Source organism: Flavobacterium anhuiense (assembly GCF_900101855.1).
Taxonomy (GTDB): Bacteria; Bacteroidota; Bacteroidia; order Flavobacteriales; family Flavobacteriaceae; genus Flavobacterium; species Flavobacterium anhuiense.
Genome location: NZ_FMVC01000008.1, coordinates 91,107 through 106,646 on the forward strand (window position 1 = coordinate 91,107; position 15,540 = coordinate 106,646).

The window sequence follows — 15,540 nt, forward strand, 5'->3', positions numbered from 1 at the left end:
TTCTTAGACTTCTTAGATTTAAAAAGATTAATTTAATAAAGATCTAAGAAATCTAAGCTGTCTAAGAAAGTCTATTTAGATTTTTTGAAGATAGAATAAATCGTGATGCCAAAACCGATAAGAACGGTTGTTGGTGCTAAACGAATGCGTCTAAAGCTGAAAATGTCTTCATTAAAAACATTTGGATCTTTACTTCCTCCGCCAGACATTAAAATAAATCCAAGTGCTATAACCGCAATTCCGATTAATAAGATTTTGTAATTAATGGCATCAAAAAGGAATTCCTGTTTTTGAACTTGTTGTTCTTCTTTATTTTTATTGTTTTTCATTTTTATGTGTTTGTCAGCCTGAGCGAAATCGAAGGCATTTTTTTTAAATCTAAAATCTGCAATCTAAAATCTGAAATCAAAAATTAATAAAGATCGTCAGTTCTTAAATTCAAGAAACGCTGTGTTGCAAAATGTGTGCTTACCCAAGTAATTAAAACTCCTAATCCGAAAACAGCAACCAAAACCAAACCAGTTAAAGCTTTGTCTTCGAGAATTCCTAAACCAGGGAAATTAGTGTCTACATATAGTAATAGTGCGATTAAAGCAATAATTGCCAGACCAGCACCCAGCATTCCTAATTTTACGCTTCGCATTACAAAAGGCTTTCGGATAAATGCTTTTGTCGCACCAACCATTTGCATGGTTTTGATAATAAAACGATTTGAATGTATAGATAAACGTAGTGAACTATTGATTAATAAAACTGCAATTACTGTCAAGAAACCGCTAATAATCAGGATCCACATACTTACTTTTCTGATATTGTCATTTACCAGATTTACCAATTGTTTGTCGTAAACAATATCTGAAATCATAGCATTTTTGCGAAAGTTGCTTTCAATCTTAACGATACTGTCTCTTTCTACATAGTCTGCTTTTAAGTGAATGTCGTATGAATTCAATAACGGATTTTCTCCCAAAAAGGTTAAAAAGTCTTCTCCGATAATATCAGTATGTTCTTTTGCCGCTTTTTCTTTCGTTACATAAACAAAAGATTTAGCAAAAGGTGCTCTTTTAAGTTCGGTATTAAATGCTTTGATAATACTATCATTCGCTTCATTTTTGAAGAAAATCGTCATGGCGATTTTTTCTTTAAAATCGTCTGCCAATTGTTTAGAATTAATAATGAATAATCCCAGTACTCCCAATAGGAATAAAACCAAGAATACACTTAATACTACCGAAAAATAAGAGGAAATTAACCTGCGCTTTTGAAATTTATCAAAGTTAGAACTCATACTGTGCTTAAATTATGTGGTAAAAATAATAAACAATTTCTTTATTTAAAGTTAATAACAAACTTTTATACTTAAAAGTACGATTTAAATCTTGAAAAAATTGGAGTTTGACCGTAAAGCATGTAAAGTTTTTGATATTCTACCTTGTAACATAAACGGCAAGGTTTGCAAAGTTGTATTTTAAGCAGGGCTTTACGAAGCTTGTGTTTTGTAACGTATAGATTGAATTAAAATTTTGCATGTTTTGCAGTTAATTTTAAGATCAATATTGTGTTTTGACTTAATTTAATTGAAGAATTACATATTTTATTTGTTTGCCAATGAAATAGCTTTGCTACAATCCGCAATAAATGTAAATTTGCGGCTAAATTAATTTAGTGAAAAGCTTAGAACCTTAGTAACTTAGAATCTTAGTCACTTAGAAATGAAGTACAATCCAAACGAAATTGAAGCCAAATGGCAAAAATATTGGGCAGAAAATCAAACTTTTGCAGCAAAAAACAACTCTGAAAAGCCGAAACATTATGTTCTCGACATGTTTCCTTATCCGTCTGGAGCAGGATTACACGTTGGGCACCCACTGGGCTATATTGCTTCAGATGTGTATTCTCGTTTCAAAAGACATCAAGGATTCAATGTTTTGCATCCAATGGGTTATGATAGTTTCGGATTACCTGCAGAACAATATGCAATTCAAACAGGGCAACGCCCAGAAGATACTACACGTGTAAACATTGACGGTGGTGTTGACAAAGAAGGAAAACAAATTGCTGGATACAGAAAACAATTAGATAAAATCGGATTCTCATTTGACTGGGCGCGTGAAGTGCGTACCTCAAATCCAGATTACTATAAGCACACACAGTGGATTTTTATCCAATTGTTTAATTCTTGGTATTGCAGAAAACAAGGAAAAGCATTTGATATTTCAGAGCTTGTGACTGTTTTTGAAGAAAGCGGAAATGCATTAGTAGAAGCAGTTTGCGATGATAACGTAGCAATTTTTACGGCTGATGAATGGAATTCTTATTCTGCAGATCAAAAAGAGAAAATCCTTTTACAGTATAGATTAACCTATTTGGCAGAAACCGAAGTAAACTGGTGTCCAGGCTTAGGTACTGTTTTGGCAAATGACGAAATTGTAAACGGAGTTTCTGAGCGTGGAGGCTTTCCTGTTATAAGAAAAAAAATGACACAATGGAGCATGCGAATTTCTGCTTATGCCGAACGCTTGCTTGAAGGCTTAAATGATATTGATTGGAGTGAGTCAATTAAAGAATCTCAAAGAAACTGGATTGGAAAATCAGTAGGAGCATTGGTAACTTTTAATGTGAAAGATCACAATGAAGTAATCGAGGTTTTTACGACAAGACCTGATACTATTTTTGGTGTAACTTTTATGACTTTGGCTCCAGAACATGATTTGGTTGCTAAAATTACAACTCCAGAACAAAAAGCAGAAGTTGAAGCCTATATTGAAAAAACAGCGAAACGTTCCGAGCGTGAGCGTATGGCTGATGTAAAAACGATTTCTGGAGTATTTACAGGAGCGTATGCTGAACACCCGTTTACAAAAGAACCAATTCCTGTTTGGATTGGTGATTATGTTTTGGCTGGTTACGGAACTGGTGCTGTAATGGCGGTTCCTTGCGGAGACGAAAGAGATTACGCATTTGCAAATTTCTTTAAAGGCCAGAAAGGAATGCCTGAAATTAAAAATATCTTCGCAAATGTTGATATTTCTGAAGCGGCTTACGGATCAAAAGATAACGTTGAAATCGCAAATTCTGATTTCTTAAACGGATTAAATTATAAAGAAGGAACTAAAAAAACAATTGCAAAATTAGAAGAAATCGGACAGGGAACGGGTAAAACAAATTACCGTTTGCGTGATGCTGTTTTCTCTCGTCAGCGTTATTGGGGTGAGCCATTCCCAGTTTATTATGTAAATGGATTACCTAAAATGATTGACACACAGCATTTGCCAATTATCCTTCCAGAAGTAGAGAAATATTTACCAACAGAAGAAGGTTTGCCACCATTAGGAAATGCGGCTGTTTGGGCTTGGGACACGAAACAAAATAAAGTTGTCAATACAGATTTAGTTGACAATGCAACGATTTTTCCTTTAGAATTAAACACGATGCCTGGTTGGGCAGGAAGTTCATGGTATTGGATGCGTTATATGGATGCACACAATGAAAATGAATTTGCGTCTAAAGAAGCTTTGGCTTACTGGGAAAATGTAGATTTATACATTGGAGGAAGTGAGCACGCAACAGGTCACTTGTTGTATTCTCGTTTCTGGAATAAATTCTTAAAAGACAAAGGTTTTGCTCCAACTGAAGAACCATTTAAAAAACTGATCAATCAGGGAATGATTTTGGGGACTAGTGCTTTTGTTTATAGATTAGAAGGAACAAATACTTTTGTGTCTAAAAATAAAATTGGAGATCAAAAAGTACAGCCAATTCATGCTGATGTTTCAATGGTTAATTCTTCTGATGAATTAGATGTTGAAAAATTCAAAGCTTGGAGAGAAGATTATGCTGATGCGGAATTTATTTTAGATGATAACGGAAAATACATTGTAGGCCGTGAAGTCGAAAAAATGTCGAAATCGAAATACAACGTAGTAACTCCAGATGATATTTGTGCTGAATATGGTGCTGATACGTTACGTTTATACGAAATGTTCTTAGGACCTTTAGAACAAGCAAAACCTTGGAATACTGCTGGAATTTCTGGAGTATTTGGTTTCTTGAAAAAATTATGGAGATTGTACTTTGATGAGAATGGCTTAATCGTAAACAATGACGAACCAACAAAAGACAACTTAAAATCGTTACACAAAACCATCAAAAAAGTGGGTGAAGATATCGAGAATTTCTCTTTCAATACTTCGGTTTCTCAGTTTATGATTTGTGTAAATGAATTGTCTTCTCAAAATTGTCATTCAAGAGCGATTTTAGAGCCGTTGGCTATTTTGGTTTCGCCTTATGCGCCACATATTGCAGAAGAATTATGGTCACAGTTAGGACATACAACGTCAATTTCAGAAGTTGCCTTCCCAATTTTTGAGGAAAAACATTTAGTTGAAACCAATAAAGAATATCCAGTTTCGTTCAACGGAAAAATGCGCTTCACAATCGAATTGCCTTTGGATTTAACCAAAGAACAAATCGAAGAAATCGTAATGAAAGACGAAAGAACTCAAAAACACTTAGACAGTAGAACACCAAATAAAGTGATTATCGTTCCTGGAAAAATTATCAATTTGGTAGGATAGCCAAATTAATTTTCAATATAAAAATCCCAAATTCCAATTTTTACGATTGGAGTTTGGGATTTTTTTATGCTTATTTTTTTGCCACGAATTACACGAATTTTCACGAATTAATTTGTACAATCTGAAGCAGAATAAAGCAAAGAAACTCCTTAATCTTGTCATTTCGACGAAGGAGAAATCTTCGTAAGTAACTCCGTTCCAATAAGCCAATCTTTGTAGAGCTACTCGCGAAGATTTCTCCTTCGTCGAAATGACAATATTGTGGAAAAACTTTGCGACCTTGCGCCGTTTCGAGCAAAAAATCTAGCGTTCCTTGCGAAAAATCTTCGCGCACTTTGCGGTTAAAAACCCGTACCAACATTGGAGTTTGGTCCCGATAGCTGTCGGGATTCATTAAAAATTTAAAAACTTTTGTAACATTTTAATAGTTGTCGTATCAAAAGCACGGATCCGATTTAATTAACAACTTAAAACTATTACAAATGAAAAAGTATATCATCTTAATTATCGCATTCTTATTCTCAGCATTATGTCTAAATGTTTTTGCACAAACAAAACAATATCCTTTTGAAGTAATTAAAACTGGTAAAGGAAAACAATCTATAATCTTCATTCCGGGATTTGCTTCTTCTGGCGAAGTTTGGAAAGATACTAAAATCGCATTCGAAAAAGACTTCACTTGCTATACACTTACAATGTCGGGTTTCGCTGGAATACAACCACAGCCGAATCCATCATTTGAAAACTGGAAAAACGAAATCGCTGCTTATATAAAAGACAATAAAATCGAAAAGCCAATCTTAATTGGTCATAGTATGGGCGGAGGATTGGCACTTGCCATTGCAGCCGATTATCCAGAATTGATAGGAAAAATTGTTGTTGTCGATGCGCTTCCGTGTCTGGCGGCTTTGAGCGATCCTTCTTTTAAATCAAAAGAAAATAATGATTGTTCGCCAATGGTAGCTCAAATGACGGGAATGAACGAAACTCAATTTTACGATATGCAGAAACAAATGATGCCGAGACTTCTGCAAGATCAATCTAAATTGGAGATGGTTATTGGCTGGAGCGTAAAATCGGACCGATATACTTTTGGGCAAATGTATTGTGACTTTTACAATACCGATTTAAGAGCGAAAATCGCACAGGTAAAATGTCCGTCTTTAGTTTTATTAGAATCTTATTTTATAAATTTAAAACCCGCAATTGAAACACAATATGCAAATTTGAAAACAGCTAATTTTAAGTACGCTAACAAAGGGCTTCATTTTATTATGTACGACGATACCGCTTGGTACATAGAGCAGTTAAACAATTTTATAAAAGCATAAGATGGAATTCGAACAAATATATAAAACCTATTGGGATCGAATTTTCAGGCTTTGCATGGGTTTCGTAAACGATTATGACGCCGCTCAGGATTTGGCTCAGGAAACTTTTATAATTGTCTGGCAGAAATTGGAAACGTTTAGAAATGAATCTTCTATTGGAACCTGGATTTTTAGAATTGCTTCCAACAATTGTCTGAGGCAGATAGAAAAGCAAAAACGTTTTCCGAAATCTGAACTTCCTGTTCATCTTTCAGAAGAAAAACTAACCTCAATAGAACCTCAGATTCAATTCTTGTATAAATGTATCGCTGAGCTTCCAGAAACCGATCGTATTATAATTTCGTTAGAGTTAGAAGATATCAAACAAAATGAAATTGCTAAAATTGTAGGTCTTTCTGAAGCAAATGTTAGAGTGAAAATTCATAGAATTAAAGAAAAACTGACTCAAAAATTTAAAGAAAATGGACAACGATAATAATATAGATTTTAAAGATTTATGGAAAAAACAATCCGTAAGTCAGCCAGATATAACCGATTTGCTGGCACGAATAAATAAGTTTAAAAAAACTGGACTGCGTTGTTTATGGCTTACGAACATTCTGCTTTTAGGAACCAGCGCCTTCATTGCTTTTGTTTGGTTTTATTATCAGCCGCAATTTATTTCGACTAAAATCGGAATTGTTCTGGTGATTTTGGCAATGGTGATTTATTTAATGGTCTACAACAAATTATTAGGCAATTATAAAAATATAGAAGCAAATCAAACCAATCAGGAGTATTTGCAAAATTTGATTGTAATTAAAAAGAAACAAAACTTCATGCAGACGAAATTAATGGCTTTGTATTTTGTTTTGCTAACTATTGGAATTTGTTTGTATATGTATGAATATGCAAGTAGGATGACAGCTTGGATGGCTATTTTAACTTATGGAATTACATTGTTATGGATGTTGTTTAATTGGTTGTATATCCATCCAAAACAAACCAAAAAACAGCAAGAAAAAATTAATAGTCTGATTGAAAAATTTGAAGAAGTTAATCATCAGTTGGAATCATAAAAAAAAAGAAGCTTCGCAATTGCGAAGCTTTCTTTTACCAAAAACAAAAATCTAAAATTTTAAAGTAAGATTTATCTGGGAAAAATATATGTTTTAGGATGTACAACAATGATTCCTTCACTATCTGCTTTTCCTGTTAACTCAGAAACTACTTTTCCTCCCACATAAACTTTAGCTGTCACAGTTTGTCCAGCAACTCCTCCGTAACCACTTGTGTGTACCAAAGCGCCATCAGAATCTGCATCGGCAGTAAATTCTTTAGTCCATGGTAATGAAGGCACATCTTCAATAAGCGGAGCGCCGCTTTTTTCCATATAGGTTACATCAAGTTGTCCAGTATAATTTCCAGTAATTTCATATTTTACATCTCTTGATGCCGGAGCAGAGTTGTTATCGTCGTTATCACTGCTGCAAGAAACTGCTGTAAAAGCAAGAGTCATTACGAATGCTAAGGTTTTCAAAATTGATTTCATAATATATTCTTTTAATTAATAATCTGATTCATAACAAAATTAGACCCTTACTTACGGGACGGCAATACCTGATAAAGTGTATTTTTTTTTACCTGATATCAGGTAAAAGCAATCAATTTCTTTTCGAAAGTCATTAAGCTTTAATAACTTTGGGTAAATGCCACATTTATGAAGAAACTCTACGCCTTTTTATTTTTTTTATTTTTTAGTGCAATTTCCAATTCACAAGTAATTCTTTCATTAGATGATGATACTGTTTATATTGACAGTATTGTTAAAATCACAAAAAATACAAAGTCAGACAGTGTCAAAAGTTTGAATAGTTTTAGATTATCAAAACTGTTTTTAATGGCGCAGGATGCTGAAAAATCTAAAGAATATCTTGAACAAGCCAATAAGCTTAAAGCTAAATTTCCTTTTCTAAAAGACGCCTCTATTTTTTATAACGCCTATAGTTTTATAGAAAAAGGCGATTTGGAAGGTTTTGAAAAAGCTTTGCTCGAAGCCAATACAAAACTGAAAAAATACCGAAATAAAGAAGCCTATAAACTTCGTGCCGTAATACTTCAGAATTATGGCATTATGCAGCAACGAAAGAATAATGAAAACGCTTATATGAAATTGCTGGTAAATGAAGCGATCCCGATTGCTAAAAAAAGTGGCGATTATGAATTGATCAGTGCATTAAACAAAGCAGTCGCGATTATTTTTATGAATAATAATGAACGCGAAAAAGCAGCAGAATATCTGGATCAAGCGCAAAAATACATTGAAAATGCCACAAAAAAATCTGCAACATTAGCGGAATCTAAGATGGAAACGTATATTATAAATGCTGAGAATCTAGTTGAGCTGAAGCATTTTTATGACGCCAAAGAAATTTTAGACAAAGCTTATGCGACTTTAGAAAAATACCCAACATCAAACTTAAATGATTCTTATTTTTATTCGGAAGGGATTTATTATGCCAAGCAAAATAAACACAATGAAGCATTGGTAAGTTTTGAAAAAGGAATAAAATCGGCAGAAAGCCATCAGAATGCCATTGCAGTAAACCGATTGAAATTTGCAGAATATGAAGTGCTTTTCAAACTAAAAAATTATGATAAAGCCAAAAGCAATTTGGAATATTTAATAGAGAAAACGCCTTTTATTGTCGATAAGAAGAATTATTACAAAGAGCTATCTAAGGTGTATAATGCGACTAAAGAATATCCGAAAGCGTATTATTATTCGAATAAATACAATATAATAAATGATAGTTTAAACGATGCGAAACTGAAAAGCGAAATTGTAGAGCTTGAAGCGAAGTATAAAAAAGCTGAAAGTGAAAAGAAAATTGGTCTGTTGCAGTCGGAAAATGAAAAAGCGGTTTTGCAGGTCAATAACAACCGTTTGAATATGCTGCTTTTTGCGGTGCTTTCGTTTGTTTTGTTTTTGGCAGTTTTGTTTTTATGGAGCTGGAATAATTATCAGAAAAAAATAAGTTTCCAAAAAGAAGTTAATCACAAACAAGAACTGGAAGCATTAGAAAATCAGCAAAAATTATCGATTTCAAATGCTTTGATTGAAGGGGAAGAAATCGAAAGGAAAAGAATTGCAAGAGATCTACATGACGGGCTCGGAAGTATGCTTTCGGGGCTTAAAATGCATTTGAATCTTGCCGATCGCGAGAATAAGGAAAATGCTCCGAATATTAATGGTTTATTAAATGATTCGATCAAAGAACTTCGTAATATCTCTCAGAATTTAATGCCAGAAAGTTTGATGAAACTTGGACTTGAGCATGCGCTTCGAGATTTATGCGCTTCACATTCAACAGCTGAAACAGCAATAGAATTTCAGTATTTAAATAAAAAGACAACTTTGCCGCAACATTTTAAAATTATGATTTTCAGAATCATTCAAGAACTTCTGAACAATGCTTTAAAATATGCCAAAGCATCACAAATTCTGGTTTCCTGTTCGCAGAATAAAGATGTGTTTTTTATTACGGTAGAAGACAACGGAATTGGTTTTAATGTTGAAGATGCAGAAAAAAGAGATGGAATGGGCTTGCGGAATATAAAAAACCGAGTGGCTTTTTTAAATGGAAAACTGGAAATTGATTCTGTGATTGGCAAAGGAACTTCAACTTATATCGAAATAAAAATATAACTCAAATCATGATTATGAAGTATAAAACGGTAATAGTAGACGATCATCCGATTGTGATTTCTGGAATTTCAGGTTTGCTGTCGGATTTAGACAATATAGAAATTGTAGAGAAATTTGAATCTGGAATTGCGCTTTTAGATTATATCGAAGACCATAAAGTCGATTTGATTTTGATGGATATTTTTCTACCTGTAATAAATGGAGTTGATCTGTGTAAAACCATCAAGCAAAAACATCCGAAAATTGTAATTATTGGGATGAGCAGCCAGTCTGAAAGAAGTTTGGTCATGCAGTTTATCCAGAATGGAGGAAACGGATATATACTCAAAAATGCTTCTTTTGATGAGTTTAAAGAATGCATTTACAAAGCAATTGATGGCGAAATTGTCTTTAGTGAAGAAGTGAAAACCATAATTAGCCAGCCATTGTCTGAAGATTTAGAAAGAATTCCAGGTTTGAGCCGAAGAGAGCGTGATATTGCTCTGTTGCTTTCGCAAGGAAAATCTACTCAGGAAATTGCCGATGATTTGTTTTTGAGTTTTCTAACCGTTCAAACGCATCGACGTAATATTCTCCAAAAATATAAAATGAAAAATGTGGCAGAGTTAATCGCTTTTTTGCTCAAAAACAACATGCTGAATTAAGTCAAAAGTGCTGAAATGATGTCAAAATGGCATTTTGTTAAAATGGTTCGCAATTTGCAGTTTGTTTTGTAAATTTAAAAATCAATCTAAAAACAGAAAAAAATGGGATCAGGATATTTAATTCTTGCCGGAGCTATAATGTTGTTCAGCTGGCTGGTAAGCTCGCAGCTGAAGAGCAAATTTGAGTTGTATTCGAAATTGCAATTGAGAAACGGAATGAGCGGTCGCGAAATCGCTGAAAAAATGCTTGCCGATAACGGAATTACAGATGTTCGCGTAATTTCAACACCTGGGCAGTTAACAGATCATTATAATCCAACAGATAAAACAGTAAATTTAAGTGAAGCGGTTTATAACCACCGTAACGCGGCCGCGGCAGCAGTTGCAGCGCACGAATGTGGTCACGCAGTTCAGCATGCAATTGGTTACGAATGGCTGACTATGCGTTCTAAGCTTGTGCCGATTGTAAGTGTCGCTTCCAATTTTGTACAATGGATTTTAATTGCTGGAATTCTTATAATTAAAGTTTTTCCTGGATTATTATTAATTGGAATTATCATTTTTGCGGCAACAACTTTGTTTTCGATCATTACGCTTCCTGTAGAATATGATGCAAGTAACCGTGCGTTAGCTTGGTTAGAAAATAAACACATGTTGACTCAAGAGGAACAAGCTGGAGCAAAAGATGCTTTAAAATGGGCAGCAAGAACTTATGTAGTAGCGGCAATTGGTTCTATTGCAACGTTGCTGTACTATATATCGATTTATTCTGGAAGCAGAAGGAACTAATTTTAATTGAGATAATTAGTCATTAGATAATTTATAGTGAAACCCGATAGATTTCAAAAAAACTATCGGGTTTTGTGTTTTGTAAAGTTTGTCTGGCTGAGCGGAGTCGAAGCCTTTATAGGTGACAGATGTAGTAAAATTATCTAATTACCAAATTGGCACATTTTCTAATTCTAAAGTTGTATTTGCCTATCAATCTGTTGGTCTAATGAGATAAAAGTTTCAGTTCTAGAAACTCCTTCAATGGCTTGAATTTTTGTATTCAAAAGTTGCATTAAATGTTCGTTGTCGCGACAGATAATTTTAATCAAAACTGACCAGTTTCCTGTTGTATAGTGGCACTCTAAAACTTCTGGAATTTTTCTAAGTTCTTTTACAGCTTCAGAGTTTCGAGAAGCTTTGTCTAAATAAACACCAACAAAGGCCATGGTGTTATATCCGAGGACTTTTGGGTTTACGGTAAATTTAGATCCGGAAATAACGCCAGATTGCTCTAGCTTTTTTAATCTCTGGTGAATTGCTGCGCCTGAAATTCCTATTTTATTAGCAATTTGTAAGATTGGCTTTCGGGCATCGTCCATGAGATAGCGGAGTATTTCTTTGTCGATTCCGTCAATTTCAATTAAAAGGGAGTTGATTTTCATAACTTATAATTTGAAACTATTTTTAAGATTTGGGTTATCAATAGAAATCAAATGTAGTTAAAATGCATTAGAATAGGAAATTCCAAATTTTTGAAATTCCAAAAACCAAAACCCAAATTTCAAACATAACCCGTGGTTTCAACCACGGGAGACGACGTATCTAATAACCCTAAAAAGAAAAATTCCAAATTTCAAGCGCTTGACTTGGAATTTGGAATTTTAAAAATTGAATATTTTTAAAAAGGATTATTTTCCTTTGTTTGCTTCTGCAACGTATTTTTCTAAAGCCATTGTCATAGAAGGTGTTTCAGGAGTTGGAGCAAGAATATCAATTCTTAAACCATGATCTAGAGCCTCTTTCTGCGTTGTGCTTCCGAATACGGCGATTCTGGTGTTGTTTTGTTTAAAATCTGGGAAATTTTTAAACAATGATTTAATTCCTGTCGGACTGAAAAAAGCTAAAACGTCATAGTAAACATCTGCTAAATCAGATAAATCACTCATTACAGTTCTGTAGAAAATTGCTTGTGCCCAATCTACTTTTAGACTGTTTAATGTAACAGGAGCATCTGCATTTAATTGGTCAGATGCAGGAAGTAAAAACTTCTCGTCTTTGTACTTCTTAATCAGCGGAGATAAATCTGCAAAATCTTTTGCTCCAACGTAAATCTTACGTTTTCTGTACACAACATACTTTTGAAGGTAAAACGCAACAGCCTCAGATTGGCAAAAATACTTTAACCCTTCCGGAACTTTGTAACGCATTTCATCAGCCACTCTAAAAAAATGATCTACAGCATTTCTACTTGTTAAAATGATCGCAGTGTAATGATTAAGATCGATTTTTTGTAATCGAATCTCTTTTGCGCTAACCCCTTCTACATGAATAAATGGTCTGAAATCAATTTTTATTTTGTGTTTTTGTTGGAGCTCAAAGTAAGGAGAATTCTCCACTTTAGGTTCAGGCTGTGACACCAAAATTGTTTTCACTTTCATATTATAAATATTTTCTAAGCACTCCCTTTTGTTATCCAATAATAGAGAAAATAATAAGGGGCTATTTCAAGAGCGCAAAGATACAAAATAAAATAAAATAACTTACCGATAATTACGTTTTGATACGTTTTAATTGAAATAAAGTAAGAGTATACGCTAATACACAAGGAAATGCCTATGATTGCTAGCGGAATAAGCTGCGGAATATTATTGTAATAGAACAAAACAGCATTAATAGGAAGGATTAAAACGCCTATGTATGTCCTGTAGGTTACTTTTTGTAAGTTAAAAAGCTCTACGAAATCATCAATGTTAAAAGAAGCCGCTACAATTTTTTCGATTAAATATTTTCCTAAAATGAAATAAAGCAGAAAAGTTGCAATTCGGATAAATAAAAGCCAATCGGTTTTTGAAGCATAGCCAAAAATATTCATCGTAAGCAGAATAAAAAAGGCAAACGATACAACCTGTACAAAAAATAAACCAACCGTAAAGCTGTTTTTCATGTGGCTGTTGTCTCGATAAATTTTGGCATATTTATCAGAAAAAATAAGTTTACTAAATTCACTAAATCTTGTTTCGTAAGCCGATTTTGTCATGGCAACAACAGCAAAGGTCAGCACAAATAAAAGTGTTGCCCAGTCTTTGTTTTCAAGAATTCGAGGATGTAATTGTTCAATCATAGCGTTACAAAATTAGTAATTTTTTGATGCAATACTTTTATTATATATTTATTATGAATCAAATGCTATAAAAAGTTTACTTTTGCGGTGAAATTACCGAGAAAAAATGAATGATAGCATTGTCATAATTCCCACATATAACGAAATTGAAAACGTAGAAAGTATAGTTAGGGCTGTACTTTCGCAGCATAAATCTTTTCATCTGCTGATTATAGATGATAATTCTCCTGATCATACCGCAAAAAAAGTCATTGCATTGCAGGAAGAATATCCAGGAAAACTGTTTTTAGAGCAAAGAACTAAAAAATCAGGATTGGGAACGGCATATGTTCATGGCTTTAAATGGGCTTTGGAACGCGATTATCAATTTATTTTTGAAATGGATGCCGATTTTTCGCATAACCCAAATGATTTAGAAAAATTATACGATGCTTGCCATTTTGGTGGAGCAGATCTGGCCATTGGTTCTCGTTATGTAAAAGGGGTAAATGTGGTGAACTGGCCATTGAGCCGAGTTCTGATGTCTTACTTCGCATCTGTTTATGTGAAATTTATTACTGGAATGAAAATTCACGACGCCACTGCAGGTTTTGTGTGTTACAAAAGAGAAGTTCTGGAGAAAATCAATTTAAATAAAATAAAGTTTGTTGGGTACGCGTTTCAAATTGAAATGAAGTACAGGACGTACTGCGCTAAATTTCAAATTACCGAAGTCCCAATTATTTTTACAGACAGAACGAAAGGAGTTTCTAAAATGAGCAATGCTATTATCAAAGAAGCTATACTTGGAGTAATTTCACTTAGATTAAGAAAATTAGTCAATTCATTATAAACCAACCGAAATGAACAGGATTTTAATAAAAAATGCCAAAATTGTAAACGAAGGGACAATTTTTGAAGGTGATGTTTTAATTGAAAACGATCTGATTGTTGAAATTGCAGACAGCATTTCATTAAAAACTTCAGATTGTATTGTCATCGATGCTGAAGGAAATTATTTAATGCCTGGCGCGATAGACGATCAAGTGCATTTTAGAGAGCCGGGATTGACGCACAAAGGTGATATCGAATCGGAATCTCGTGCTGCCGTTGCTGGCGGAATTACTTCTTTTATCGAGCAGCCCAATACAGTTCCAAATGCTGTTACTCAAGAAATACTAGAAGATAAGTATCAAATAGCATCTCAAAAATCATTTGCGAATTATTCGTTTATGATGGGAGCAACCAACGATAATTTGGAAGAAGTTTTAAAAACAAATCCAAAAAATGTTGCCGGAATCAAGATTTTCTTAGGTTCATCGACAGGAAATATGCTGGTGGATAATGAAGCGGTTTTAGAAAAAATATTCTCAAGCACGCCAATGTTAATTGCGGTTCACTGCGAGGACGAAACTACGATTAAAAATAATCTTGCGGCTTTTAAAGAACAATACGGAGACGATGTTCCTGTTACGGCGCATAATTTGATCAGAAGTGCAGAAGCTTGTTATATTTCTTCTTCAAAAGCAGTAGCTTTAGCAAAAAGAACTGGAGCGAGATTGCATATTTTCCATCTTTCGACTGCGAAAGAAATGGAATTGTTTACGAATAAAATTCCATTAGAAGAGAAAAAAATCACTGCTGAAGTTTGTGTACACCACCTTTGGTTTACAGATGAAGATTATAAAACTAAAGGGAATTTCATAAAATGGAATCCTGCTGTAAAAACTGCTGATGACCGTGCAGAACTTTGGAAAGCGTTGAATGATGGAAGAATTGACGTAATCGCGACAGATCACGCACCTCATACCAAAGAAGAAAAGCAACAGTCGTATATGAATGCGCCTTCTGGAGGTCCGTTGGTGCAACATGCAGTTGTGGCTATGTTTGAAGCGCATCATCAAGGAAAAATCAGCGTGGAGAAAATTGTGGAGAAAATGTGCCACAATCCAGCTAAACTTTTCAAAATAGAAAAAAGAGGTTTTATCAGAGAAGGCTATCACGCCGATTTAGTAATCGTTAATCCAAGTCTGCCTTGGAGCGTAAAACCAGAAAATATTTTATACAAATGCGGATGGTCTCCTTTTGAAGGGTATACCTTCAAATCTAGAATCACGCATACTTTTGTGAACGGTGAATTGGTTTACAACAATTTCAAAGTAAAAGATACCAGACCAGGTAAAAGATTATTGTTTGACAGATAAAAAAT

The 15,540-nt window shown here is 34.0% G+C and carries 15 protein-coding genes; 9 read left to right on the top strand and 6 right to left on the bottom strand.

Features of this window, described 5'->3' with window-relative positions; genetic code table 11:
- Positions 1-71: 71 nt before the first annotated feature.
- Together BLP44_RS19695 and BLP44_RS19700 are read right to left on the bottom strand one after the other, a co-directional pair.
- Complete coding sequence (locus BLP44_RS19695) at positions 72-329, bottom strand: DUF3098 domain-containing protein (RefSeq protein ID WP_035691391.1); 258 nt, start codon at positions 327-329, stop codon at positions 72-74.
- 83 nt (positions 330-412) lie between these two features.
- Positions 413-1,288, bottom strand: coding sequence for a cell division protein FtsX (locus BLP44_RS19700; protein WP_091135432.1), 876 nt, complete (start codon positions 1,286-1,288; stop codon positions 413-415).
- A gap of 424 nt (positions 1,289-1,712) precedes the next feature.
- Between BLP44_RS19700 and leuS the strand changes: the two genes are divergently transcribed.
- From leuS to BLP44_RS19725, 4 genes are all read left to right on the top strand, one after another.
- A complete protein-coding gene (gene leuS / locus BLP44_RS19705) occupies positions 1,713-4,577 on the top strand; it encodes a leucine--tRNA ligase (protein WP_091135434.1) in 2,865 nt (954 codons plus the stop codon).
- Between the two features lie 482 nt (positions 4,578-5,059).
- Entirely contained in the window at positions 5,060-5,908 is an 849-nt protein-coding gene (locus tag BLP44_RS19715; protein ID WP_091135440.1) for an alpha/beta fold hydrolase, read from the top strand.
- 1 nt (position 5,909) lies between these two features.
- Complete coding sequence (locus BLP44_RS19720; protein ID WP_008465132.1) at positions 5,910-6,383, top strand: RNA polymerase sigma factor; 474 nt, start codon at positions 5,910-5,912, stop codon at positions 6,381-6,383.
- A complete protein-coding gene (locus BLP44_RS19725; RefSeq protein WP_008465131.1) occupies positions 6,370-6,966 on the top strand; it encodes a hypothetical protein in 597 nt (198 codons plus the stop codon). Before BLP44_RS19720 ends, BLP44_RS19725 begins: the two co-directional genes overlap by 14 nt.
- Before the next feature lie 71 nt (positions 6,967-7,037).
- On the opposite strand, the gene BLP44_RS19730 is transcribed toward BLP44_RS19725, so the two are convergent.
- Entirely contained in the window at positions 7,038-7,439 is a 402-nt protein-coding gene (locus tag BLP44_RS19730; protein WP_091135442.1) for a hypothetical protein, read from the bottom strand.
- A 168-nt stretch (positions 7,440-7,607) separates the two neighbouring features.
- Between BLP44_RS19730 and BLP44_RS19735 the strand changes: the two genes are divergently transcribed.
- From BLP44_RS19735 to BLP44_RS19745, 3 genes are all read left to right on the top strand, one after another.
- Positions 7,608-9,596, top strand: coding sequence for an ATP-binding protein (locus BLP44_RS19735; protein ID WP_091135443.1), 1,989 nt, complete (start codon positions 7,608-7,610; stop codon positions 9,594-9,596).
- A 14-nt stretch (positions 9,597-9,610) separates the two neighbouring features.
- Positions 9,611-10,240 carry a response regulator gene (locus tag BLP44_RS19740; protein ID WP_236940436.1) on the top strand — a complete coding sequence of 210 codons (630 nt, stop codon included), beginning with the start codon at positions 9,611-9,613 and terminating at the stop codon, positions 10,238-10,240.
- Positions 10,241-10,342: 102 nt separating this feature from the next.
- Entirely contained in the window at positions 10,343-11,029 is a 687-nt protein-coding gene (locus BLP44_RS19745) for a zinc metallopeptidase (RefSeq protein ID WP_091135445.1), read from the top strand.
- Between the two features lie 173 nt (positions 11,030-11,202).
- Here the strand turns inward: BLP44_RS19745 and BLP44_RS19750 are convergent, their stop codons facing one another.
- The 3 genes from BLP44_RS19750 to BLP44_RS19760 all read right to left on the bottom strand — a co-directional run bounded on the left by BLP44_RS19750 (position 11,203) and on the right by BLP44_RS19760 (position 13,352).
- Positions 11,203-11,673, bottom strand: coding sequence for an Lrp/AsnC family transcriptional regulator (locus BLP44_RS19750; RefSeq protein WP_008465121.1), 471 nt, complete (start codon positions 11,671-11,673; stop codon positions 11,203-11,205).
- A gap of 246 nt (positions 11,674-11,919) precedes the next feature.
- The gene (locus tag BLP44_RS19755) at positions 11,920-12,669 is read right to left on the bottom strand and encodes a uroporphyrinogen-III synthase (RefSeq protein WP_008465120.1); all 750 of its coding nucleotides are present in this window, start codon (positions 12,667-12,669) and stop codon (positions 11,920-11,922) included.
- A 14-nt stretch (positions 12,670-12,683) separates the two neighbouring features.
- A complete protein-coding gene (locus BLP44_RS19760; protein ID WP_091135448.1) occupies positions 12,684-13,352 on the bottom strand; it encodes a DUF4271 domain-containing protein in 669 nt (222 codons plus the stop codon).
- A gap of 106 nt (positions 13,353-13,458) precedes the next feature.
- On the opposite strand from BLP44_RS19760, the gene BLP44_RS19765 reads away from it, so the two are divergent.
- Entirely contained in the window at positions 13,459-14,184 is a 726-nt protein-coding gene (locus BLP44_RS19765; protein WP_066033429.1) for a polyprenol monophosphomannose synthase, read from the top strand.
- Positions 14,185-14,194: 10 nt separating this feature from the next.
- A complete protein-coding gene (locus BLP44_RS19770; RefSeq protein WP_091135450.1) occupies positions 14,195-15,535 on the top strand; it encodes a dihydroorotase in 1,341 nt (446 codons plus the stop codon).
- Positions 15,536-15,540: the final 5 nt, after the last annotated feature.

Bases quoted from the DNA above. Each gene is read 5' to 3' on its own strand.
- BLP44_RS19720 (WP_008465132.1), top strand. From the start codon at position 5,910: ATGGAATTCGAACAAATATATAAAACCTATTGGGATCGAATTTTCAGG.
- BLP44_RS19740 (WP_236940436.1), top strand. From the start codon at position 9,611: ATGAAGTATAAAACGGTAATAGTAGACGATCATCCGATTGTGATTTCT.
- BLP44_RS19695 (WP_035691391.1), bottom strand. From the start codon at position 329: ATGAAAAACAATAAAAATAAAGAAGAACAACAAGTTCAAAAACAGGAA.
- BLP44_RS19735 (WP_091135443.1), top strand. From the start codon at position 7,608: ATGAAGAAACTCTACGCCTTTTTATTTTTTTTATTTTTTAGTGCAATT.
- BLP44_RS19715 (WP_091135440.1), top strand. From the start codon at position 5,060: ATGAAAAAGTATATCATCTTAATTATCGCATTCTTATTCTCAGCATTA.
- leuS (WP_091135434.1), top strand. From the start codon at position 1,713: ATGAAGTACAATCCAAACGAAATTGAAGCCAAATGGCAAAAATATTGG.
- BLP44_RS19770 (WP_091135450.1), top strand. From the start codon at position 14,195: ATGAACAGGATTTTAATAAAAAATGCCAAAATTGTAAACGAAGGGACA.
- BLP44_RS19765 (WP_066033429.1), top strand. From the start codon at position 13,459: ATGAATGATAGCATTGTCATAATTCCCACATATAACGAAATTGAAAAC.
- BLP44_RS19725 (WP_008465131.1), top strand. From the start codon at position 6,370: ATGGACAACGATAATAATATAGATTTTAAAGATTTATGGAAAAAACAA.
- BLP44_RS19730 (WP_091135442.1), bottom strand. From the start codon at position 7,439: ATGAAATCAATTTTGAAAACCTTAGCATTCGTAATGACTCTTGCTTTT.
- BLP44_RS19700 (WP_091135432.1), bottom strand. From the start codon at position 1,288: ATGAGTTCTAACTTTGATAAATTTCAAAAGCGCAGGTTAATTTCCTCT.
- BLP44_RS19755 (WP_008465120.1), bottom strand. From the start codon at position 12,669: ATGAAAGTGAAAACAATTTTGGTGTCACAGCCTGAACCTAAAGTGGAG.
- BLP44_RS19745 (WP_091135445.1), top strand. From the start codon at position 10,343: ATGGGATCAGGATATTTAATTCTTGCCGGAGCTATAATGTTGTTCAGC.
- BLP44_RS19760 (WP_091135448.1), bottom strand. From the start codon at position 13,352: ATGATTGAACAATTACATCCTCGAATTCTTGAAAACAAAGACTGGGCA.
- BLP44_RS19750 (WP_008465121.1), bottom strand. From the start codon at position 11,673: ATGAAAATCAACTCCCTTTTAATTGAAATTGACGGAATCGACAAAGAA.